Below are 22,135 nucleotides of genomic sequence, written 5' to 3' on the forward strand. Positions count from 1 at the left end.
CATTTTCCCTGGAAGAACTCGGTCGAATGTGGGAGCGGGCTTGCTCGCGAAGGCGATTAAGCCGTCACCGCAGAACCCGCAGGCTCAACCACCGCCACCAACCCCTCCTTCATCCGCTTGGCATCCCTGACAAAACACCGCGAGGCCAAAAACAGAAACACCATGGTAAAGAACAGCGCCACCGGGATCAGGTACATCGCGTCATGCAGGCCGACCGCCTTGAACGCTTCAGTCATCTGCTCGGCGCCGGCCGACAACATGGCCGTTTGCGCAAAGTGATCCGACAATCCGCCAACCACCACCGGCCCCAATCCCCCACCCAGCAAATACAGACCGGCAAAGAACAGCGCCATCGCCGTGGCCCGCAAACGCGGTTCGACCACGTCCTGAATCGCCGTGTACACGCAGGTATAGAAGTTGTAAGCAAATAACCAACCCAGGCTGAACACCGCGACAAACACCCCGATCTCGATGCGTCCGGCGTGCAGAGCCCAAGCGGTACACACGGTCGAAATGATCAGGCTAAACGCCGCGAACAGCAGCCGCCCATTGGCCACGCGTTGGTGAATCTTGTCGGCGATCCAGCCGCCGAGCGTCAGGCCGAACAGCCCGGTCACCCCGACGATCACCCCGGTCGCCACCGCTGCCTCCTGCAACGGCATCAGGAAATATCGCTGCAGCATCGGCACCAGAAACGAGTTGCAGGCATAAGTCGCGAAGTTGAAACACAGCCCCGCCATGACCAGCCACAGGAAAGTCGGTACCGCCAGCACTCGACGGATCGGCCGGTCCACGCGCTCCTGAGACACTTGCACGCTTTCCGCCGCGCCGCGTTTTGGCTCTTTGATGAAGAACATGAACACCGCCAGGATCAGCCCCGGCACCGCCGCGATAAAGAACGGCGCGCGCCAGCTGTCGAACGTCTTGACCATCCAGCCGATGGTGAAGAACGCCAGCAGTAACCCCAGCGGAAGACCCAGCATGAAAATGCCCATGGCCCGAGCCCGACGATGAGCCGGGAACAAATCGCCGATCAGCGAGTTGGCGGCCGGCGCGTAACTGGCTTCACCGATGCCGATGCCCATGCGCACGATCAGGAAACTCCAGAAACTGCCCACCAGCCCGTTGACCGCAGTCAGCCCGCTCCATGTTGCCAGGCCCCAGCCCATCAGTTTGCTGCGCGAACCGGTATCGGCCAATCGCCCAAGGGGCAGGCCGGCAATGGCGTAAACGATGGTGAAAGCGGTGCCGATGATCCCCAGTTGAAAGTCGCTGAGGTGCCATTCCATGCGGATCGGCTCGATGATGATGGCCGGGATGGTGCGATCGAAGAAGTTGAACAGGTTGGCCAGGAACAGCAGGAACAGAATGCGCCAGGCATTCGCCGCTTGGGTCGAGTTCTGCATGGGTCCGTCTCTTTTATTGTTATGAAGGCGTCGCTGCCCCCGGAAACTGCAATCTAGTCAGGCGCGCGCGGCGTGTCTGTCATCATTCGCCAGCCTGATATCAGCCCATGGCAACCGCCCCCTCCCAAACGCCACAATACCTTGTGGGAGCGGGCTTGCTCGCGAAGGCGGTGTACCTGCCTACGATGATGCCGACTGACACGCCGCCTTCGCGAGCAAGCCCGCTCCCACAGGGGAATGGCGGTGTTTTCCATGACCCGACCGACCATTGAAAAATACCTCTGTCCCCCCCTTCCCAAGCCCAAGGCAAAGCCTAGAATAGCGGCCTTGTCTGCCCACCGTATCCCCCATCCCTCTTTGACTATCGCCCATGTCCGAAGCCAGTCCGTGTCTGAATTGCGGTGCCTGCTGTTCTCATTTTCGCGTGTCTTTTTTCTGGGGTGAATGCATCTCGGCAGGGGGGACGGTGCCCGATGAACTGGTCGCGCCCATCAGTCCCAGCCGGGTGTCCATGCTCGGCACAGACTGCAAACCGACCCGCTGCGTCGGGCTGGTAGGTGAGGTGGGCAGCACCGTGCAGTGCTCGATTTACGATCAGCGCTCCAGCACCTGCCGGGAGTTCGACGCCTCGTGGGCCAATGGTGAGGTGAACGTGGATTGCGACGCGGCCCGGGCCGCGTTCGGGTTGCCAGCCCTGCAACCGGAGTTCGAAATGCCTTATGAACGGAGCGCTTGAGACTTAGCGCCAATCGCTATCACGCTAATACCAAAATTATTGGCGTCACCGTGCCATCACCTCTTGCGCTCCGTGCAAGGCCTCTATACTGCAAGCATTCGCCAGCGCGCATGGCGCAGGCCAGGATGATTCAGAGATGGGGCATGCTATGGAGTGGCTTGGTTTGCATTTCATGACCGGGCTGCCAGAGAGCGGACAGGTCATACTCGATTGCACCCATAACCCGTTTTTGGTGTTGCTGGCCTATCTAGTGGCTTGCGCGACCGGTTTCGCCACGCTGGGCATGACCGAGCGAGTCGGCCATGTGGAAAAACCTGCCTCCCAACGACTCTGGCGCTGGGTCGGCGCCGGGTGTCTGGCGGGCGGTATCTGGGCCATGCATTTCATCAGCATGCTGGCGTTCCAGGCGCCGATCGAAATCCATTACCACTTGCCCACTACCCTGCTCTCGCTGTTGTTCGCCCTGACCGCCTCGTGGCTGGCCATGCACACCCTCAGTCATCCTCAGCTGAATTTCTGGCAATACCTGCGGGCCGCAGTGTGGATCGGCCTGGGCATCGCAACCATGCATTACGTGGGCATGGCCGCCCTGCGATCGAATGCGATGGCCTACTACCAACCCGTGCTGTTCGTGCTTTCCATTGTGATCGCCATCGGGGCCAGCCTGGCCGCCCTGTTGATTTCCAGTCACCTGCGCGATGGCGCCGGCGTGTTTCATCAATTGCTCAAATACACCGCCAGCCTGGTGCTCGGAGCCGGCATCGTGAGCATGCATTTCACCGGCATGGCGGCATTCAGCCTGGTGCTGCCCGTTGGCAGCCTTGAGCCCCTGCCCAGCGACAACAACCACCTGCAACTGGGGCTGACGGTAGCGGTAATGACGCTGCTGATCATCGGCAGCGGCATCAGCGCTGCATGGGCGGACAAGAAACTGCAACACAAAGAGCATGACCTGCAACGGGTCAACGCCCTGCTCAGCCAACTGGATCAGGCACGCATGTCGCTGCAACAGGTGGCGCATTACGACCCCTTGACCAACCTGATCAACCGACGAGGCTTCAACCAGATCTTCGCCGAGAAACTCATCGAGAAAACCAATGAAGGCGGCATGCTGGCGGTGATGTTCCTCGACATCGACCATTTCAAGCGGATCAATGACAGCCTCGGCCATGACGCCGGTGACGAATTGCTTAAAGTTCTGGCCAGCCACATCAAGGCTGCAGTGCGCAGCCATGAAGACGTGGTGGCGCGCTTCGGAGGCGACGAATTCTGCATCCTCATCACCCTGTATGACCGTGAAGAAGCGCGGCAAATGGCCCAGCGCATCATGCTGAAAATGAAGGAGCCCATCGAGTTGTCCGGACGGCGCATGGTCATGACCACCAGCATCGGCATCAGCCTGTTTCCCGAAGACGGCAAGACCTGCGAAGAACTGCTGAAAAACGCCGATCTGGCGCTCTACCAGTCCAAGGATTGCGGTCGTAATGCCCTGCATTTTTTCAGTTCAAACCTGAAAACCCGAGCCACCCTGGAGTTGCAACTCGAAGAAGAACTGCGTCACGCCCTGCGCGAAGACACCGGGTTGATGCTGTATTACCAACCGATTTATGACCTGAGAATCGGCCAGGTCACCAAACTTGAAGCGCTGATTCGCTGGCAACATCCGGTTCACGGATTGCTCACGCCCGATCGGTTCATCGCCATTGCCGAAGCGAACGGCCTGATCGCCGAGCTGGACAACTGGGTGCTGCGCAAGGCCTGCGAGGACTTGGGCGAGCTGTCCCGCCACGATTGCGAAGAACTCAAAATCGCGGTGAATTGCTCGCCCCTGAACCTGGCGCGAGAAGAACTGGCCAATGAAATCGAACACGCCCTGCACGCCTTCGGGGTGGCACCACACCGGCTGGAACTGGAAGTCACCGAGAATGCGCTGATGGGCAATATCAGCAACACCCTGGTGTTGCTGCGCCAGATTCGCGCCCTCGGGGTCTCGTTGTCGATCGATGACTTCGGCACCGGCTATTCATCCCTGGCCTACCTCAGGCGCCTGCCATTAAATACGTTGAAGATCGACCGCTCGTTTATTCAGGACATTCCCAAGGCCACCCAGGACATGGAAATCGTCCAGGCCATTATCGTCATGGCCCATACCCTGCATTTGCAGGTCGTCACCGAAGGCGTCGAAACCTTCGAGCAATACGACTTTCTCGAACGCCATGGCTGCGATTTCGTTCAGGGCTACCTGCTCAGCCATCCGGTACCGCTGGCCGAGCTGCGTCCAGTGCTGGCCGAAATCAATCAGCGCAAGCACATGCACACCTTCAATCCTTTGAGTCTGGCTCGCGGTATAACTGCACTAGCGTCGACGGATCCTTTTCAAGGAAGCCCTGCCCCCCATGGAGGCGCATCAGTTGTGCGGCCAATCCGCTGATCGGTGTGGCCGAACCCTGTTCGCGGGAAAATTTCACGGCGGTGTCCAGATCCTTGAGCAGCGTGCGTACGTGCCACTTCACCGGTTCGAAACGGCTGTCGGCCATTTGCGGCGCAAGAATCTGCAGCGGTTTTGAATCGGCGAAGCCACCGGCGAGCGCCTCGGCGATCAAGCGGGCGTCGACCCCGGAACGCTCGGCCAAGGCCACCACTTCGGCAATGACCAGGGCATTGCACGCCACGATCATCTGATTGCAGGCCTTGGTCACCTGCCCCGCACCGACGGCGCCCATGTGGGTCACACGCTGGCCAAGGGTCAACAACACCGGCCGCACGCGCTCAAGGTCTGCCGCCTCGCCACCGACCATGATCGCCAGGCTGCCGGCCTCGGCGCCGACCACCCCGCCGGAGACCGGCGCATCGAGCCAACTCATACCAGTTTTACTGGCCAATGAGTTCGCCATTTCCCGCGTCGCGGTGGGCTCCAGGCTGGAAAAATCCACCAGTAGCTGGCCGCTTTTCGCCCCCTCGGCAACGCCTGCCGCGCCAAACACCACCTCACGTACAACAACTGTGTCGGCCAAGCACAACATCACCAGGTCCGCGTGTCGGCACAGTTCGGCCGGTGTCGCCACTTGCCGCGCGCCGGCCTCGACCAGCACTGCGCACTTGTCAGGGTTACGGTTCCACACCGTCAGCGGATAACCCGCCGCCAACAGGCGTCGGCACATTGGCAAGCCCATCAAACCGATTCCGGCAAACCCCAGCGCTGGCAACGTTGCCATCATTTAGCCTCCTTTTGATTAAAGATCATCGAATATTGGCCGATTCATCATGATTAAGGAAAGGATTCCCCCGAGCGACGCACAGGCCAAGACCCTGACGCTTGGGCTACATTCGCGCTGCAAAAAGACGCGAGATCTCATTCCGTGATGACTCGATGACACTTGTCGCCGAGCCGACCAGTCCAGGTATATGGCGCACAATGACTTCTAAAAATAATCCGGCCACCGCGGTATCCGACCTGACCCTGAGCCCCGCGGCGAACAGCCCCTCAGCGTCGAAGCCATTGACCCCGTCGCGTCCGCTGGCGACTCAGCAATACCTGTACTTCACCGAAACCAATACCGACCGCATCCTCGACAACCTCGACGGCCTGCGCGACTTGGTGTTCCCGCGCCCGCCCCATCTGGAAGGCGACAACGAACAGCACAGCGATCAGGAATTCCCTTCGGTGTGCCTGATCGGCCTGGGCCGCTGTGGTTCGAACATCGCACTGGACGTCGCGGAGCTGGTGTACAACGCCCGCAAGTTCTACCTCAACGAATTCAACAACGAAGACCGTCTGTCGCCGGACAAACGCTACGCCGAAAAGGGCTACAGCCCGGCGCAATGGATCCGCAACAACCTGCGCCTGGGGACGAACAAGGCCAGCAAACCGGTGTTTCTGGTCGAGCCGCTGGTGATGCTCGGCGACCTGGACAAGGACATCGCCGGTCGCATCCGTTTCTCGCGCAAGGGCGAAAAAAGCGGCTTTTTGCGCGACTACAGCAAAATGAAAATCATGGACTTGTCGGAAGTCCACGCCGGTGGCGCCGGTAACGCGCCGATCCTCGGCCAGTACCTGGCCAAGATCATCCTGAACAAGGACACCCAGCGCTTCTCCAGCCCTGACTGGAAGATGATTCACTCGTACCTGATCGACAGCTGCGGGATCAAGGCCAACCAGTCGCGCCTGTATTTCTCGATCTTCAGTGCCGGCGGCGGTACCGGTTCGGGCATGGCCTCGGAGTTCGGCCTGGCCCAGCAGCACTCGTACATGAACAAGACATTCGACACCAAGCCGATGGACGAGCACGACAGCAAGAGCGGTCATTCCTTCGTCTTCGAACCGATCTTCACCAGCGGCATTTGCGTACTGCCCAATATTTCCGATCACCGCAGCGAAATGTCCGAGGCGCTGCACATCAACGCCGGTCGCTTGTTGTGCAAATACCTGTCGGAAGAGTGGGACTTCTCCTACAACTTCGCCAACGAAGACAGTAGCGAAGCCAGCGTCATGGGCCGTATCCGCCCATGGAACGCGATGATGCTGATCTCCAACGACATCATGCGTTACGCCGAAGAAAGCGATGACGGCAACATCCAGAACATTGATGTCAATGCCATGGAAAAGCACGCCAACCAGTACATCTCACAGCAGATCTTCAACATTCTGACAGCGCAGGCGGTAACCACCGACTACGACCAGAACTATTTCCGTCGCGCCGGCATCGACATCGGCGAAACCATTCGCCTGGACGCCAACGACCTGTTCATGAGCCTGGCCGGCCCCGTGGCGATTGCCTACGCCGAGTCCGTGGTGCCGGAAACCCCGCCACCGAGCAGCGACAAGTTCAAGGTGTTCGAAAAAGAGCCGCAACGCCTGAACATCGACGACCTGTTCTTCCGCTCCATCGACCTGCCGCACTTCAACAAGGTCACGCAGGCAATCGAAGGCATCAGCCTGTTGCCGATCGAGTCCAAGCGCTATCGTGCCTCGCTTGAGCAGTACAAGAATTCGGGCTATGACGCGGCCGCGTTGCACGACCTGCACTTCTTCAAGAATTGTTCGTCGGTGGTGTCGATTGTGTCCTTGCCCAAGGACTACAAGCTGTCCTACATGGACCTGAACCGGCTGAAGACCCACCTCAACAGCTTGTTCCCCAACACCACGCTCAAGCGTTATGCGCTGGTAATCGGCGCCTCGGCCAACTTGTCGCTGACCACCCTCATCGCCAAGAGCCCGTGCCTGTCGGACGACTTTTTGACCCTGATCGTGGCCTTCATCAAGCGCTGCTTCGCGAAAAACCCCTACCGCTTCGACGAGACGCTGGACAACTCGATCCTGGACTTCATCATCAATGAAGACTTCGACGAAGACCGGATCGATGAACTGCTCAACGAATTCGAAAACCCGGCGAAAATCCTCGATACCAACTGGTACGCGATCAAACCGATGTACGAGAAAAAGTACCGTGAGCTGATCAACGACAAGGACAAGTTTGTCTCGATCAATGACATTCGTTTGTCTCGGGATTGCGTGAAGAAGGCGATCAAGTATCTGCGAGAGATTTACCGTCACCGGATTGGCAAGACCAAGGTTATTTCTTTGAATAACCATACCGGTAAAACCGCTTAATCGGCGGCGCCGCCATTCGCGAGCAAGCCCGCTCCCACATTTGATCGCATTCCTTCTGGAGAACACGGTTAAATGTGGGAGCGCGCTGCTCGCGAAAGCGGCCTGACATTCACCGCATCAGCCACTGACTTACCAACATCCAGAAACAATTAAGCAGCCAATCGGCTGCTCAATAAACTGTTCCCGTTACGTTTACGTCACCCTCGCCAAGACCCTTCTGTGGCCTTTCTCTACGGCAACATGCCATCACGCTACTCGGCTACACACTTTTAACCGGCAGCGCAACGCACCAATTAAGTGCAAGCGTTCAGCTCGTCGCCCTTTCCTGGATCAGAATCCACGGTGAAACCACCACGGCCCACAGCTCGGGATCGCGCTCGAAAAGATCCAGCGCCCGCGTTTCAGACAGCTTGGCGACCTTGTCGGCGGCCAGCCAGGCAGCGACTTTCTCGCCTTCATCGGTAGCCACCGCTTCTGCCACAGCGATCAAATCCAGGCCTGGATCGACCCACAATAGGGCACCCCTGGCAAAGAACGGCTCCAACTCTTTCCAGGTAATAGATGCGGTCTCACCAAGCAGCTTGGCATAGAGGGTGCTAGGTTCTTGAGTCATGGGTTTCTGTCCGCAATGAAAATCGACGTGAATGATAACGTCGGTATTGCGCCAGAAAAACCCGGATGCAATTGCGTTACCGATCGAGAAATGCAGGAAAGCCAGGGAATGCTGCTGAATCCAAGTATTAGCCAGCTAACATCCCGCCGTGATTCTGTCTTTTTCTTTCAATAAAGCGACACCCTCAGGTTTTGCCCCCCGGCGCTGCCTTCCCAGGCTAACAATCGGCGCTCTACACTGTACCGGTACAGTTGCCGGGGGCATTTTCCGGAGGATATCAACGATATCTGACCCGGTTCTGCTGCTACGGCGCCAGGACTATAAAAACTACAACAGTAAGAGTGGAGCACTATGACTAAGGCTACTAAGCAGATTTCAAAACTGTTTGCCGCTATGGTTCTGGCCGGGGTTGCCAGCCATTCGTTCGCCGCTGACACCATCAAGATCGGCATCGCCGGCCCTAAAACCGGCCCTGTAGCCCAATACGGCGACATGCAGTTCAGTGGCTCCAAAATGGCCATCGAACAAATCAACGCCAAGGGCGGCGTCGACGGCAAGAAGCTCGAAGCCGTTGAATACGATGACGCCTGCGATCCAAAACAAGCGGTTGCTGTTGCGAACAAAGTCGTCAACGACGGCGTCAAGTTCGTGGTGGGTCACCTGTGCTCAAGCTCCACTCAACCGGCTTCGGACATTTACGAAGACGAAGGCGTGATCATGATCACTCCGGCTGCCACCAGCCCGGACATCACCGCTCGCGGCTACAAGATGATCTTCCGCACCATCGGTCTGGACAGCGCCCAGGGCCCTGCCGCCGGTAACTACATTGCCGATCACGTCAAACCGAAAATCGTTGCTGTGCTGCACGACAAACAGCAATACGGTGAAGGCATCGCCAGCGCCGTGAAGAAAACCCTCGAAGGCAAAGGCGTCAAGGTTGCCGTGTTCGAAGGCATCAACGCTGGCGACAAAGACTTCTCTTCGATGGTCTCCAAGCTCAAGCAAGCCAACGTCGACTTCGTCTACTACGGCGGTTACCACCCGGAGCTGGGTCTGCTCCTGCGTCAATCCCAGGAAAAAGGCCTGAAAGCCAAGTTCATGGGTCCGGAAGGCGTGGGTAACGACTCCATTTCGCAGATCGCCAAGGAAGCTTCCGAAGGCCTGCTGGTGACCCTGCCGAAATCCTTCGACCAGGATCCGGCCAACATCGCCCTGGCTGACGCGTTCAAAGCCAAGAAAGAAGACCCGAGCGGTCCGTTCGTGTTCCCGTCCTACTCGGCTGTGCAAGTCATCGCCGAAGGCATCAAGGCCGCCAAGAGCGAAGACACCGCAAAAGTGGCTGAAGCTATCCACAAGGGCACGTTCAAAACCCCGACCGGCGACCTGTCTTTCGACGAAAAGGGCGACCTGAAGGACTTCAAATTCGTGGTTTACCAGTGGCATTTCGGCAAACCTAAAACTGAAGTTTCGCCTCAGTAAGGCCTGGCCTGACTGACTGCCAATAAAGCCCACGGCGTGCCGTGGGCTTTGTTTTACGAACGTATTGGGCCGCGCTGGCGTGATCCGCCAGTCTCCCCACCTGAAAATCTCAAAACCGTCATCAGCGGTTCGCTGGCAAACCTCGAATTCGAAGTGGATGCAGATCCACGGGGCTCGAGCGGGAAAATGACTCCACCAGTGAAATGCGTATCAGGTTTTTAGGAGCGCTGTAATGCCTGACATCTATCACTTCTTCCAACAGCTGGTTAATGGTCTGACCATTGGCAGCACGTATGCCCTGATCGCCATCGGCTATACGATGGTTTACGGCATCATTGGAATGATCAACTTCGCCCACGGCGAGGTGTACATGATCGGCTCTTACGTGGCGTTCATCGCCATCGCCGGGCTGGCCATGCTGGGACTCGACAGTGTCCCTCTCTTGATGACCGCGGCTTTCCTCGCGACCATCGTCGTGACCAGTGCCTACGGTTACAGCATCGAACGGATCGCCTACCGCCCCCTGCGCGGCAGCAACCGTCTGATCCCGCTGATTTCCGCCATCGGCATGTCGATCTTCCTGCAGAACACGGTTCTGCTGGCGCAAGACTCCAAGGACAAATCCATCTCCAACCTGATCCCTGGCAACTTCGCCATCGGGCCAGGTGGCGCACATGAAGTGCTGATTTCCTACATGCAAATCGTGGTGTTCGTGGTGACCCTGGTCGCCATGCTCGGCCTGACGCTGTTCATCTCCCGTTCTCGCCTGGGCCGCGCCTGCCGCGCCTGTGCCGAAGACATCAAGATGGCCAACCTCTTGGGTATCAACACCAACAACATCATCGCCCTGACCTTCGTCATCGGTGCGGCACTGGCGGCCATCGCGGCCGTGCTGCTGAGCATGCAATACGGCGTGATCAACCCGAACGCCGGTTTCCTGGTCGGCCTCAAGGCCTTCACCGCAGCAGTATTGGGCGGTATCGGCAGCATCCCCGGCGCGATGCTCGGCGGGCTGGTGCTTGGGGTGGCGGAAGCCTTTGGTGCCGATATCTTCGGCGACCAGTACAAGGACGTCGTGGCGTTCGGTCTACTGGTTCTGGTGTTGTTGTTCCGGCCAACCGGCCTGTTGGGCCGTCCGGAGGTTGAGAAAGTATGACTAGGAATCTTAAACAGGCGTTGTTCAGCGCCTTGCTGGTGTGGGCGGTTGCCTACCCGGTACTGGGTCTGAAACTGACCATTGTCGGCATCAACCTCGAAGTCCATGGCACCAGCACTGCAACGCTGATCACTATCGCCGTGTGCTCGGTGCTGATGTTCCTGCGGGTGCTGTTCGACCAGCAGATCAGCTCGGCCTGGAAAGCCTCGCCCAACCTGCCGGTGATGCCGGCCAAGGCCAGTCACTTCCTGACCCTGCCGACCACCCAGCGCTGGATCATCATCGCGTTGATCATCGGTTCTCTGGTCTGGCCGTTCTTCGGCTCCCGCGGGGCGGTGGACATCGCCACCCTGGTGCTGATCTACGTGATGCTCGGCCTGGGCTTGAACATCGTGGTCGGCCTGGCTGGCCTGCTCGATCTCGGTTATGTCGGCTTCTACGCCGTGGGCGCCTACAGCTACGCGCTGCTGTCGCACTACTACGGCCTGAGCTTCTGGATCTGCCTGCCGATCGCCGGGATGATGGCGGCCACGTTTGGCTTCCTGCTCGGTTTCCCGGTACTGCGTTTGCGCGGTGACTACCTGGCAATCGTGACCTTGGGTTTCGGTGAAATCATCCGTCTGTTCCTGCGTAACCTGACCGACCTCACCGGCGGCCCGAACGGCATCAGCAACATTCCCAAGCCCACGCTTTTCGGGCTGAGCTTTGATAGAACTGCCGCAGAAGGTCTGCAGACCTTCCACGAGTACTTCGGCCTGGAATACAACTCGATCAACAAGGTGATCTTCCTTTACCTGATCGCGGTGTTGTTGTCGTTGTTCGCGCTGTTCGTCATCAACCGCTTGCTGCGCATGCCCCTGGGCCGTGCCTGGGAAGCGCTGCGTGAAGACGAAATTGCCTGCCGTGCACTGGGTCTCAATCCAACGGTCATCAAGCTGTCGGCCTTCACCCTCGGTGCCTGCTTCGCCGGTTTCGCCGGTAGCTTCTTCGCCGCGCGCCAAGGCCTGGTGACACCGGAGTCCTTCACCTTCATCGAATCGGCGACCATCCTCGCCATCGTGGTGCTGGGCGGCATGGGCTCGCAACTGGGCGTCGTCCTCGCCGCCACGGTGATGATCCTGTTGCCGGAAATGATGCGTGAGTTCAGTGAATACCGCATGTTGATGTTCGGCGCCTTGATGGTGCTGATGATGATCTGGCGTCCACAAGGTCTGCTGCCGATGCAACGCCCCCACATGGAGCTGCGCAAATGAGCCGTGAGATCCTGAAAGTCACTGACCTGAGCATGCGCTTCGGCGGCCTGTTGGCGGTCAACAGCGTGGCCCTGACCGTTAAAGAGAAACAAGTGGTATCGATGATCGGCCCCAACGGCGCCGGCAAGACCACCGTGTTCAACTGCCTGACCGGTTTCTACCAGCCCACCGCCGGCAGCATCGTGCTGGACGGCGAGCAGATCCAAGGGTTGCCGGGCCACAAGATTGCTCTCAAAGGCGTGGTGCGCACCTTCCAGAACGTGCGGCTGTTCAAGGACATGACAGCGGTCGAGAACCTCTTGATCGCGCAACACCGTCACCTGAACACCAATTTCCTGGCCGGTCTGTTCAAGACCCCGGCGTTCCGCAGAAGCGAACGCGAGGCCATGGAATACGCCGAGTACTGGCTGGAAAAGGTCAACCTCAAGGAATTCGCCAACCGTCCGGCCGGCACCCTGGCCTACGGTCAGCAACGTCGCCTGGAAATCGCTCGCTGCATGATGACCCGCCCGCGGATCCTCATGCTCGACGAACCGGCTGCCGGTCTCAACCCGCGGGAAACCGAAGACCTCAAGGCACTGATCGGCATCCTGCGTGAAGAGCATGATGTGACCGTGCTGCTGATCGAACACGACATGAAACTGGTCATGAGCATTTCCGACCACATCTTCGTGATCAACCAGGGCACGCCTCTGGCCGACGGTACGCCGGAACAGATCCGCGACAATCCTGAAGTGATCAAAGCCTACCTGGGGGAAGCGTAAATGCTGCAGTTCGAAAACGTTTCCACCTTCTACGGCAAGATCCAGGCGCTGCACAGCGTCAACGTCGAAGTCCGTCAGGGCGAGATCGTGACCCTGATCGGCGCCAACGGTGCCGGCAAGTCGACCCTGTTGATGACCCTCTGCGGTTCGCCGCAGGCCCACAGCGGCAGCATCCGCTACATGGGTGAAGAGCTCGTAGGCCAGGACTCGTCGCACATCATGCGCAAGAGCATCGCCGTGGTCCCGGAAGGTCGTCGGGTGTTTGCCCGTCTGACCGTGGAAGAGAACCTCGCCATGGGCGGATTCTTCACCGACAAGGGCGATTATCAGGAACAGATGGACAAGGTCCTCGGACTTTTCCCACGCCTGAAAGAGCGCTTCGCCCAACGCGGCGGCACCATGTCTGGCGGCGAACAGCAAATGCTCGCCATCGGCCGTGCGCTGATGAGCAAGCCCAAGCTGTTGCTGCTCGACGAGCCGTCGCTGGGCCTGGCACCGATCATCATCCAGCAGATCTTCGACATCATCGAACAACTGCGCAAGGACGGTGTAACGGTGTTTCTGGTGGAGCAAAACGCCAACCAGGCGCTGAAAATCGCTGACCGTGCCTATGTGCTGGAAAACGGCCGGGTGGTGATGACAGGCACTGGGGAAGCGCTGTTGACCGACCCGAAAGTGCGCGAAGCGTACCTTGGCGGTTAAGCGATTGCGGTAAACAAAAAACGGCTTTCGCAGGCCGTTTTTTTCTGCCTGCCACAAACCTCACAACAACAAAGATCCCATGTGGGAGCGGGCTTGCTCGCGAAAGCGGTGGGTCAGTCACCACCTATTTTGAATGTCAGATTGCATTCGCGAGCAAGCCCGCTCCCACAGAGGATTTTTGGTGTTTTGGAGAACGTGTTTAATCAGTGTCAGCGTTACTTCCTGCAAGCTACACATCCTTGCGCCTGACGTAACAGGTTCGCCCTCGTAGGAGCTGCGTATTCACAATATAAGCTTGCTCTACAGATACATTGTTAATATATTTGCATCTACAGACCAACTCAAAGTGATCGCCATGACAGCAATCTCCCAGGCACAAGCCTTCAGTAAAGACCAGTGCGTGACTGGTTTGCGAGCGGCTGTCGGCATACTCGAAAAATGGCAAGCGTCGAGCGATCAGGCCTGTCGCATCCTGCGCATTTCCCGCAGTACGTACTCCCGGGCAAAGCAGCGCGATCCCGATTGGTCCGTAAGCCTGGATTCAGACCAGATGCAGCGCATCAGTTTTATTCTCAACATCCATGCCACCCTGCGCCTTGTCTTTGATAACCCTGAAAACGTCTATGGTTTTGCGGCGATGGAGAACGAGAACGAGTTCTTCAACGGGCGTAGCCCGCTCGAAATCATGTCCCAAGGGGATATGATCTCCCTGTACGAGACGTTTCGGCGAATCGACATGCTGCGAGGCGCACAATGGTAACGGTGAGCCAGTTGGCTGTATTGGCCGGTGAGCAGTTGCAGGCCTACCGATTGATCAATTCAAAATTTCCGCCCATTGCGCTGTTTGACGACGTGGCAAACGCGGACGAATTTGATGTGCTGTATCAGATCCAGGCCCTCACCAATCCGAGGCTGCAAAATGAAGTCGGCCGGCTTGAGCTGATACCGCGTGCGCAGATTCCCTTCGGCATCCCTGGGTGCTCTTACGCAATCGCTCCTTTCACCCACATCAACCCAGCGGGTTCGCGTTTCAGCGATGGCAGTTTCGGCGTGTTGTATCTGGCTGCCTCGATGGAAACCGCACTGGCTGAGGTGCAGCATCATCAGAATCAGTATTGGTCGAAAGTCCAGGGGCTCAATTACGAGAGGTTTGTTTTCCGGGGGTTATCCTGCACTTTCGTTGACGAAGCCATGAGGGATGCCGCATCCATTCCGATGGACGATCCTGTCTACGATCCCGTCGATTACACGCACTCCCATCGCTTGGGAAAGGCCATCAAGGATGCTGGGGCCCCTGGTCTGCGATACAACTCCGTGCGCATGCATGGGAGCTACTGCTGGGCACTGATGACCCCCAGCCCCCTCTCATCAATCACTCAAACAGCCCACTACGAGATGATCTGGAACGGTCAGATCACCAGCGTCAGTAAAATCAGCATTGCCTGACGACCTTATCGGCAAAAAAATTTTTGGGTGGCCTGTAACGCATCGCCCTGTCGTTTCTCTAGAGCAGTAAGCAAGCACAAACGCTTGCCAACCCAAGCTCAATTTCGGAGAAACATCATGACTGCTACCACCCGCACCCTGTCCGCCACCGCCCTGGTTCTGGCCCTCGGTTCTGCCCTGAGCATCGCCGCTGTCTCCACTGCCCATGCCGCTGACGCCAACATGGAAAAATGCTTCGGCGTGGCCATGAAAGGCAAAAACGATTGCGCCGCAGGCGCTGGCACCACTTGCGCCGGCACGGCAAAAACCGACTACCAGCCAAATGCTTTCAAACTGGTTCCTAAAGGCACCTGCGCCACCACGATGAGCAAAACCTCGCCAACCGGTTTCGGCCAATTGGAAGCCTACAAAGCCAAGTCGTAATCAGCACCCAGCCTGAGTGTCGACCATGAACCATTTATCGTGCGGGCTCCCGCCCCGCTCCGGGCTGGGACTCAAGACCGAGCACTTTCGTGAAGTGCTCGGTGCACAACCGGACATCGGTTTCTTCGAAGTCCACGCCGAAAACTACATGGTGGCCGGCGGCCCGTTTCATCATTTTCTGGGGTTGATTCGCGAGCAGTATCCGCTATCGCTACACGGCGTTGGCTTGTCCATTGGTGCCGAAGATCCGCTGGATCTTCAGCACCTGCAAAGGCTTGCCGCGCTGATCGAACGCTATCAACCCCAATCCTTTTCCGAACACCTGGCCTGGTCCAGCCATGGCCCGGTGTTCCTCAATGACCTGCTGCCCCTGGCCTACGACGCGCCGACGCTGAACCGCGTCTGCGAGCACATCGATCAGGTGCAGAGCACCCTCAAACGCCCAATGCTGCTGGAGAACCCGGCGACGTATCTGGCGTTCCAGCGCTCGACAATCGATGAGGCTGACTTCATCAGCGAAGTCATTCGCCGCACCGGCTGCGGCCTGCTGCTGGACGTCAACAACGTCTACGTCTCCTGCATCAATCATCAAAGAGATCCGCTGGCTTACATCGATGCGCTACCGCTGCAGGCGGTGGGAGAGATTCATCTGGCCGGGTTTGCCGAAGACACCGACAGCCTCGGCGACCGTCTGCTGATCGACGATCACGGTGCGCCCATCGATAACGCGGTGTGGGCGCTGTACAGGCAGGTACTGGAGCGAGTTGGCCCGATCGCCACGTTGATCGAGCGCGACAACCAATTGCCGGCCTTCAGCGTGCTGCACGCCGAAGCCCGCCAGGCCGATGAGTTGCTGCATTGCGCGGGGGACCGATCATGAGCACTCAAGCTGCGTTTGCCGCCGCTCTGCTCGATCCGCAACGGCCCTGCCCCGACGGTTTGTTCAGTACCAATGGTGCCGATCCCGCCAGCCGTTTCGCGGTGTATCGCAACAATGTGCAGAGCTCGCTGATCAACGCCCTGGCCGACAGTTATCCCGTGGTTTTGCAGTTGGTGGGCGATGAGTTCTTTCGGGCGATGGCGGGGCTGTATGTGCAGCATTGCCCGCCCCAAGGCCCACTCAACGATTACGGCAAGGACTTCGCCGAGTTCATCGACAGCTTTGAGCCGGCAGCCAGCGTGCCTTATCTGGCCGACATGGCGCGGCTGGAGCGGTTGTGCGTTCAGGCCTATCACGCCGCCGATGCGCAGCCCTTGCGCCATGAACAGATTGCCGCCGCGCTGTCGGACCCGCAGGCGCTGAGCGAGCTGACGGTCGGGTTTCATCCCTCCTTGAACCTGCTGACTTCAACTTTTGCCGTGGTTGCGATCTGGGCGGCGCATCAACAGGACGCGACGCTGGCCGGGATCGACCTCGGCCACGGGCAAAACGCCCTGGTGTTGCGCAATGGTCTGGAGGTTGAGGTCTTTGCCATCGACCACGGCGCCTGCACCTTCATTCGGAACCTGCGAAACGGCCAATCCCTCACCCAAGCGTTAGAAACAGCGCCCGACTTCGACCTCAGCCAAACCCTGGCGCTGCTGATCAGCCACAACGTCATTAGCCATTTACACCACAAGGTATCGCCATGAACCCCATCACCCGCTCCATCGCGCTGCTGGAAAAAATCCCTCTCAGTCTGATCGCCTTTATCGCGCGTTTTTCGATTGCCGCGGTGTTCTGGAAGTCCGGGCAAACCAAGGTGGAAGGCCTGGCCATCGATTTGATCGACGGCACGTTTCAACTCGGCGTACCAAGGCTGGCGGACTCGACCATCCCGTTGTTCCAGAGCGAATATCACCTGCCGCTGCTCTCCCCGGAACTGGCGGCGCACCTGGCGGCCTTCGCCGAGCATTTATTTCCGATGCTGATTCTGATCGGCTTTGCCACCCGCTTTTCGGCTCTGGCGCTGTTGGGCATGACGCTGACTATTCAGCTGTTCGTGTACCCCGATGCCTATCCAACCCACGGCACCTGGGCTGCGGTGTTGCTGTACTTGATGGCGACCGGGCCGGGCAAGTTGTCGATTGATCATCTGATTGCCAAGCGGTATGCCCGCTGATCCCTACCTCAGACCTCCAGACGATAAAGAACTAATGTGGGAGCGGGCTTGCTCGCGAAAGCGGTATCACATTCAACAGATATGTTGGCTGACACACCGCTTTCGCGAGCAAGCCCGCTCCCACAGGGGGGTTGCGTGGTGAGACGTTATCGTTGAAGCCGATCCAACGCCTCGCCACTGCGCTTGAACCAACCGATCAAATAATCCGCCAACACTTGGGTACGTTTCGGCAAACCGCCCTGATACGGGTGCACCAGGTACATCGGCATGCTGCGGGTCTGATAATCGCGCAGGAGCCAGCGCAAACACCCGTCAGCCAATTCCTCTTGCAGCAAATACGACGGCAAACGCGCAATGCCCGCATCCGCCAGCGCGGCTTTCTTCAAGAGGTTGTAGTGGTTGCTGGCAAACGGCCCCGACACTCGCACCCGCAGTAACTCGTGCTGTTGGTGATAGAGCCATTCTTCGCGACCGCTGTAATGGCTGTTGAGCAGGCAGCGGTGTTCGGCCAGTGCCTGAGGCGTCAGTGGTTCACCGAATCGCTCAAGGTACGCGGGGCTGGCGCAGGTCATCTCGTGCCAGGCCAGCAGCGGGCGGGCGACAAGGCGTTCGTCGTTGGCCACTTCCGAGCGGATTGCCAAATCGAAACCGTCCCGGGACAGGTCGCGGTAATTATTATTGAGCTCCAGCTCGATCTGCACCTCGGGGTATTGCCGGGAAAACTCCAGCAGCGCGCCGTCAAAGAAGGTTTCCCCCAATGAAACCGGAACCGTCATCCGCACCGGGCCGGCCATGTCGTCTTTCAACCGCGCCAGGGCCTGACGCGCTCGCTCGACTTGAACCACCAGCGCCTGGGCTTGCGGCAATAGCGCCGCACCCGCCGCCGTCAGGCTCAAGCGGCGCGTAGTGCGTTGTAACAACACCACGGAGAACCGCGTTTCCAGCAGGCTGATGCGTTTGGAGAGTTGCCCTTTGCTGCAACCCAGTTGCTGGGCAGCCAAGGTGAAACTGCCCGCCTCGATCAACACCGCGAATGCCGCCAGGTCGTCCATTTCGCTCATGGATTGTTTCCATTTGAAAACCAAAGGTTGCCTATTAGCCCGCTTATCAATGGAAAAAACCACTCTAAACTTAAATTTAAATCCAACCCATTCAGGTACAGCACGATGAAAATTCTTTTGATTGGCGCCTCTGGCACCGTCGGTTCGGCCATTGACCATGAGCTGTCCCAGCGCCACGAAGTCATCCGTATCGGCCGCAAGAGCGGTGAGTTTCAGGTCGACATCAGTGACAGCGCCTCGATCCGCAAATTGTTCCAACAGACCGGCAACTTCGATGCGCTGATCTGCGCCGCTGGCAGCGTCAACTTCGTGCCACTGGCGACCATGACCGAACAAGACTTCGAGCTCGGCTTGCGGGACAAGCTGATGGGCCAGGTCAACCTGCTGCTGATCGGCCGGGAATTCGCCAATGACGGTGCGTCATTCACCTTCACCACCGGCATCCTCAGCCACGATCCGATTCGTACCGGCAGCTCTGCCTCCATGGTCAACGGCGCCCTGGATAGCTTCGTCCGTGCCGCGGCAATCGAACTGCCGCGCGGTTTGCGCATCAACTCGGTCAGCCCGAACGTGCTGGTCGAAGCCATGGGCAGTTATGCCCCGTACTTCCGTGGCTTCAAACCGGTTCCCGCCGCCGAAGTGGCGCTGGCCTACGCCAAAAGCGTGGAAGGCTTGCAGACCGGCCAGACCTACCGCGTCGGCTAAACCACCAGAATCAAAGATCGCAGGCTTCGCCAGCTCCTACAAAAGGCTCGGCGTACATCCTGTAGGAGCTGCCGCAGGCTGCGATCTTTTGATCTTGATTTTCAGCCGTTTTGAAAAAGATCGCAGGCTTCGCCAGCGCCTACAAACGCACCGCGTACGCCCTGTAGGAGCTGCCGCAGGCTGCGATCTTTTGATCTTGATTCTGGGAAAGCGAGGACATTGCAGGGTTGTGATGAACGGTCAGGCTGAGTAACGTGGCGACACTTGTCAGGAGACTCAAAGATGCGTGTTGCCCGTTCCTTGGTACTTGTTGCCGTGCTTCCGTTGTTCGCCGCCTGCCAGTTGCTTGATGGCCCACGGGAAAGCGCGTCCCATGTGGGCCAGACCCGCCTGCAGGGCCAATTGACGGCCGCTGACGGCAAGTTACTGTTCCAGCCATGCAATGAGCAGCGCAGTTTGGTGGTCAACGACAGCGGCGGCACCAGCGTCCTGCAAGAGGCCGCAACCCTGGCCGATGACCAGGGCAAGCTGTTCGCCGACGTGCGTGGCCGGATCACCGCCAGCGGCCAGCTGGATCTGGAGCAGTTGTACCGCGTCGAACGCTCGGGCACGGCGTGCGACGATCCCGATTTCAAGCAGCTGACGCTGCGCGCCGCCGGCCATGGCCCGGAATGGAACGTCAGAGTCAGCGGCAAAGGCATGGTCATCGACCGCGCCGGTCAGCCGCCCCTGGCCCTGCCGTACGTTGAAGAGCAACTGGGCGACGGCCGTTTCAACCTGAGCACCGAAGCCAATAACCAGCGCATCGAGCTCTGGGTCGCGCCGCAACGTTGTGTCGACGGCAGCACCGGCAGCGTGCAGCACATGAGCGCCGAGCTGCGCATTGACGGCCAGGTGCAACGCGGCTGTGGGTATTTTGGCGGATCGCGCGACGACTGATCGTTTTTGCCTCACGGGAATCATCCTTTGAGGCTTATAATCGCGGGCTTCAAACGCCTTGGCGCAGTTGTGCGCCCCGCGAACCGGATCCCGTCATGTTACGAATCACCGAACTCAAGCTGCCGATCGACCATCCCGAAGAAGACCTGCGCCCTGCCATCGTGCAGCGCCTGGGCATCGCCAGTGATGACCTGCTCGATTTCACCTTGTTCAAGCGCAGCTACGATGCGCGCAAAAAGTCCTCCGAACTGTGCTTCATCTACACCATCGACCTCAACGTTCGCGGTGAGGCGGCGGTGCTGCACAGATTCGCCGATGACCGTAACGTCAACGTGGCGCCGGATGTCAGCTACAAAGTGGTCGGCCAGGCACCGGCTGACCTGAGCCAGCGCCCGATCGTGGTCGGATTCGGCCCGTGCGGAATCTTCGCCGGGCTGCTGCTGGCGCAAATGGGCTTCAAACCGATCATCCTCGAACGTGGCACCGAAGTGCGTCAGCGCACCAAGGACACCTGGGGCCTGTGGCGCAAAAGCGTGCTCAACCCCGAATCCAACGTGCAGTTCGGTGAAGGCGGCGCGGGTACGTTCTCTGACGGCAAGCTCTACAGCCAGATCAAGGACCCGAAATTCATCGGTCGCAAAGTCTTGCACGAGTTCGTCAAGGCCGGCGCGCCGGAAGAAATCCTCTACGTCAGCAAACCGCACATCGGTACGTTCCGTCTGACCGGTGTCGTGGAAAACATGCGTGAGCAGATTCGCGCCATGGGCGGCGAAGTGCGCTTCCAGCAGCGCGTCACTGACGTCTTGATCGAAGACGGCCAACTGGTCGGTGTCGAGCTCAATGGCGGCGAGCAGATCCATTCGAAACACGTGATTCTGGCCCTCGGCCACAGCGCCCGGGACACCTTCCGCATGCTCCACGGCCGCGGCGTGTACATGGAAGCCAAGCCGTTCTCGGTGGGTTTCCGCATCGAGCACCCGCAATCGCTGATCGACCGCGCGCGCCTGGGCAAATACGCCGGGCACCCGAAACTCGGCGCTGCCGACTACAAACTGGTGCACCACGCCAGTAACGGCCGTTCGGTCTACAGCTTCTGCATGTGCCCGGGCGGAACCGTGGTGGCAGCGACCTCCGAGCCGAACCGCGTGGTCACCAATGGCATGAGCCAGTACTCGCGTAACGAGCGCAACGCCAACTCCGGGATCGTTGTCGGGATCACCCCGGAAGTCGATTACCCAGGTGGCCCACTGGCTGGCATCGAGTTGCAGGAACGCCTGGAATCCCACGCCTTTGTGTTGGGCGGCAGCAATTACGAAGCGCCAGCGCAATTGGTCGGCGACTTCATTGCAGGCAAGCCATCGACCGAGTTGGGCAGCGTCGAGCCGTCCTACAAGCCGGGCGTTGCCTTGGGTGATTTGGCCCTGGCGTTGCCGGCGTTCGCCATCGAAGCCATTCGCGAAGCCTTGCCGGCGTTCGAGAAGCAGATTCGTGGCTACTCGCTGCACGACGCCGTGTTGACCGGGATCGAGACGCGCACGTCATCGCCGCTGCGTATTACCCGTAACGAGTCGATGCAAAGCCTGAACGTGAAGGGCTTGTTCCCGGCCGGTGAAGGCGCGGGTTATGCGGGCGGGATTCTGTCGGCGGGTGTCGACGGGATTCGGATTGCCGAAGCGGTGGCCCGAGACATCCTTGGCCTCGAGGCCTAAGGAACGATCACACGCCCCTGTAGGAGCGAG

At 58.9% G+C, this 22,135-nt stretch carries 22 protein-coding genes; 18 read left to right on the plus strand and 4 right to left on the minus strand.

Translation table 11 applies throughout. The features are described from left to right. Positions 1-56: 56 nt before the first annotated feature. The gene (locus KW837_RS20655; protein ID WP_123499218.1) at positions 57-1,406 is read right to left on the minus strand and encodes an MFS transporter; all 1,350 of its coding nucleotides are present in this window, start codon (positions 1,404-1,406) and stop codon (positions 57-59) included. A 370-nt stretch (positions 1,407-1,776) separates the two neighbouring features. On the opposite strand from KW837_RS20655, the gene KW837_RS20660 reads away from it, so the two are divergent. Together KW837_RS20660 and KW837_RS20665 are read left to right on the plus strand one after the other, a co-directional pair. Continuing rightward, positions 1,777-2,142: a YkgJ family cysteine cluster protein gene (locus tag KW837_RS20660; RefSeq protein WP_218398291.1), complete on the plus strand. Its 366-nt coding sequence runs from the start codon at positions 1,777-1,779 to the stop codon at positions 2,140-2,142. Positions 2,143-2,290: 148 nt separating this feature from the next. Continuing rightward, positions 2,291-4,573: a bifunctional diguanylate cyclase/phosphodiesterase gene (locus KW837_RS20665; protein ID WP_218398580.1), complete on the plus strand. Its 2,283-nt coding sequence runs from the start codon at positions 2,291-2,293 to the stop codon at positions 4,571-4,573. Here the strand turns inward: KW837_RS20665 and KW837_RS20670 are convergent. Continuing rightward, entirely contained in the window at positions 4,464-5,360 is an 897-nt protein-coding gene (locus KW837_RS20670; protein WP_218398293.1) for an NAD(P)-dependent oxidoreductase, read from the minus strand. The genes KW837_RS20665 and KW837_RS20670 overlap by 110 nt on opposite strands. Before the next feature lie 197 nt (positions 5,361-5,557). Between KW837_RS20670 and KW837_RS20675 the strand changes: the two genes are divergently transcribed. Beyond that, positions 5,558-7,753, plus strand: coding sequence for a hypothetical protein (locus tag KW837_RS20675; protein ID WP_218398296.1), 2,196 nt, complete (start codon positions 5,558-5,560; stop codon positions 7,751-7,753). A 307-nt stretch (positions 7,754-8,060) separates the two neighbouring features. On the opposite strand, the gene KW837_RS20680 is transcribed toward KW837_RS20675, so the two are convergent. Beyond that, on the minus strand, positions 8,061-8,366 hold the full coding sequence (locus tag KW837_RS20680; RefSeq protein WP_218398299.1) for a DUF2288 domain-containing protein: 306 nt from the start codon (positions 8,364-8,366) through the stop codon (positions 8,061-8,063). A 27-nt stretch (positions 8,367-8,393) separates the two neighbouring features. Here KW837_RS20680 and KW837_RS20685 point away from each other — a divergent pair, with 27 nt between their 5' ends. The 12 genes from KW837_RS20685 (at position 8,394) to KW837_RS20740 (ending at position 17,691) form a co-directional block, all read left to right on the plus strand. Further along, positions 8,394-8,540, plus strand: a complete 147-nt coding sequence (locus tag KW837_RS20685) for a hypothetical protein (RefSeq protein WP_157173008.1) — start codon at positions 8,394-8,396, stop codon at positions 8,538-8,540. Between the two features lie 177 nt (positions 8,541-8,717). Then, complete coding sequence (locus tag KW837_RS20690) at positions 8,718-9,845, plus strand: branched-chain amino acid ABC transporter substrate-binding protein (protein ID WP_218398302.1); 1,128 nt, start codon at positions 8,718-8,720, stop codon at positions 9,843-9,845. A 232-nt stretch (positions 9,846-10,077) separates the two neighbouring features. Beyond that, on the plus strand, positions 10,078-11,001 hold the full coding sequence (gene livH / locus KW837_RS20695) for a high-affinity branched-chain amino acid ABC transporter permease LivH (RefSeq protein WP_008074580.1): 924 nt from the start codon (positions 10,078-10,080) through the stop codon (positions 10,999-11,001). Then, on the plus strand, positions 10,998-12,254 hold the full coding sequence (locus tag KW837_RS20700; protein ID WP_123499229.1) for a high-affinity branched-chain amino acid ABC transporter permease LivM: 1,257 nt from the start codon (positions 10,998-11,000) through the stop codon (positions 12,252-12,254). The genes livH and KW837_RS20700 overlap by 4 nt, the downstream gene beginning before the upstream one ends. Continuing rightward, positions 12,251-13,018 (plus strand): high-affinity branched-chain amino acid ABC transporter ATP-binding protein LivG, encoded by a 768-nt coding sequence (livG, locus tag KW837_RS20705; protein ID WP_007906647.1) that lies wholly within the window; start codon positions 12,251-12,253, stop codon positions 13,016-13,018. The genes KW837_RS20700 and livG overlap by 4 nt, the downstream gene beginning before the upstream one ends. Then, the gene (locus KW837_RS20710; RefSeq protein WP_007906649.1) at positions 13,019-13,720 is read left to right on the plus strand and encodes an ABC transporter ATP-binding protein; all 702 of its coding nucleotides are present in this window, start codon (positions 13,019-13,021) and stop codon (positions 13,718-13,720) included. 355 nt (positions 13,721-14,075) lie between these two features. Then, positions 14,076-14,480 (plus strand): antitoxin Xre-like helix-turn-helix domain-containing protein, encoded by a 405-nt coding sequence (locus tag KW837_RS20715; RefSeq protein ID WP_218398305.1) that lies wholly within the window; start codon positions 14,076-14,078, stop codon positions 14,478-14,480. Next, the gene (locus tag KW837_RS20720; RefSeq protein WP_218398307.1) at positions 14,474-15,166 is read left to right on the plus strand and encodes an RES family NAD+ phosphorylase; all 693 of its coding nucleotides are present in this window, start codon (positions 14,474-14,476) and stop codon (positions 15,164-15,166) included. The genes KW837_RS20715 and KW837_RS20720 overlap by 7 nt, the downstream gene beginning before the upstream one ends. A 117-nt stretch (positions 15,167-15,283) precedes the next feature. Continuing rightward, positions 15,284-15,589: a DUF2282 domain-containing protein gene (locus KW837_RS20725; RefSeq protein ID WP_218398309.1), complete on the plus strand. Its 306-nt coding sequence runs from the start codon at positions 15,284-15,286 to the stop codon at positions 15,587-15,589. Positions 15,590-15,614: 25 nt separating this feature from the next. After that, positions 15,615-16,469, plus strand: coding sequence for a DUF692 domain-containing protein (locus KW837_RS20730; protein WP_218398312.1), 855 nt, complete (start codon positions 15,615-15,617; stop codon positions 16,467-16,469). Then, a complete protein-coding gene (locus KW837_RS20735) occupies positions 16,466-17,221 on the plus strand; it encodes a DUF2063 domain-containing protein (protein WP_218398314.1) in 756 nt (251 codons plus the stop codon). Before KW837_RS20730 ends, KW837_RS20735 begins: the two co-directional genes overlap by 4 nt. Further along, entirely contained in the window at positions 17,218-17,691 is a 474-nt protein-coding gene (locus tag KW837_RS20740; RefSeq protein ID WP_218398316.1) for a DoxX family protein, read from the plus strand. The genes KW837_RS20735 and KW837_RS20740 overlap by 4 nt, the downstream gene beginning before the upstream one ends. Positions 17,692-17,837: 146 nt before the next feature. Here the strand turns inward: KW837_RS20740 and KW837_RS20745 are convergent, their stop codons facing one another. Continuing rightward, positions 17,838-18,752, minus strand: a complete 915-nt coding sequence (locus KW837_RS20745; RefSeq protein WP_218398318.1) for a LysR family transcriptional regulator — start codon at positions 18,750-18,752, stop codon at positions 17,838-17,840. Between the two features lie 105 nt (positions 18,753-18,857). Between KW837_RS20745 and KW837_RS20750 the strand changes: the two genes are divergently transcribed. The 3 genes from KW837_RS20750 (at position 18,858) to KW837_RS20760 (ending at position 22,105) form a co-directional block, all read left to right on the plus strand. Then, positions 18,858-19,457 carry a short chain dehydrogenase gene (locus KW837_RS20750; RefSeq protein ID WP_218398320.1) on the plus strand — a complete coding sequence of 200 codons (600 nt, stop codon included), beginning with the start codon at positions 18,858-18,860 and terminating at the stop codon, positions 19,455-19,457. Positions 19,458-19,739: 282 nt separating this feature from the next. Beyond that, entirely contained in the window at positions 19,740-20,396 is a 657-nt protein-coding gene (locus KW837_RS20755) for a COG3650 family protein (RefSeq protein ID WP_218398322.1), read from the plus strand. 95 nt (positions 20,397-20,491) lie between these two features. Next, positions 20,492-22,105, plus strand: coding sequence for an NAD(P)/FAD-dependent oxidoreductase (locus KW837_RS20760; RefSeq protein ID WP_218398324.1), 1,614 nt, complete (start codon positions 20,492-20,494; stop codon positions 22,103-22,105). Positions 22,106-22,135 lie beyond the last annotated feature (30 nt).

This window comes from Pseudomonas sp. PDM24 (assembly GCF_019218905.1).
In the GTDB taxonomy this organism is placed as follows: Bacteria; Pseudomonadota; Gammaproteobacteria; order Pseudomonadales; family Pseudomonadaceae; genus Aquipseudomonas.